1 protein-coding gene is annotated in these 749 nt (G+C 38.1%); it reads right to left on the bottom strand.

Annotated elements, in window-relative coordinates; all coding sequences use genetic code 11:
• The coding region (locus tag KJS58_RS24815; RefSeq protein WP_213536342.1) for an IS3 family transposase at positions 1 to 749 on the bottom strand (749 nt) is incomplete at both ends.

The raw sequence follows: 749 nt of genomic DNA, 5'->3' as shown, positions 1-749 counted from the left end.
TTTAAAATGTTCTACACTCTCAAATTCCTTTAAGTAAAGGAGTTCCGACTTTATAATCCCAAAGAAATTCTCCATTACTGAGTTATCATAGCAGTTACCTTTACGCGACATACTTTGTGTGATCCCTCTCTTTCGAAGAACTTCGCGATATGGTTTCATTTGATAATGCCAGCCTTGATCTGAATGCATCATTAACTTGTGATCCTCTGGTAAACATTCTAATGCTTTTTCTAGCATCTCAGAAACGAGTGAATACGTTGGTCTAGAGCCAATTGTGTAGGAAATGATTTCACCGTTAAACAAGTCTAATACAGGTGATAAATAAAGCTTCTCACCAAATAATTTAAATTCTGTAATATCTGTAACCCACTTTTCGTTCGGAGCTTGTGCTGTAAAGTTACGGTTTAGAATATTTGGTGCAATTTTGCCCACTGTTCCTTTGTACGACTTATATTTTTTCATGCGAACTACGCTTTTTAACCCTAATTCTTTCATGATACGTTGCACTTTCTTATGATTCACTTTTTGCCCACGATTGGCTAGTTCATCTCGAATGCGACGATAGCCATATCGACCTTCATGTTCCTCGTAAATCGCTTTGATTTCAGCCTTCAAATCAGCATCTGGATCTGGACGATCTAGCTTCTTCACTACATCGTAATACGTGCTTCGTGGAATAGCAGCGAATGCCACAAGCGCCTTCACCGAGTATTTATGCCTTAATTCATAGATGACCTTTACTTTGTCTT

The sequence above is a fragment of the Paenibacillus sp. J45TS6 genome (assembly GCF_018403285.1).
Classification (GTDB): Bacteria; Bacillota; Bacilli; order Paenibacillales; family Paenibacillaceae; genus Paenibacillus.
The sequence above is the reverse complement of the archived record's forward strand: the minus strand, read 5'-3'. Positions and strand labels throughout refer to the sequence as shown.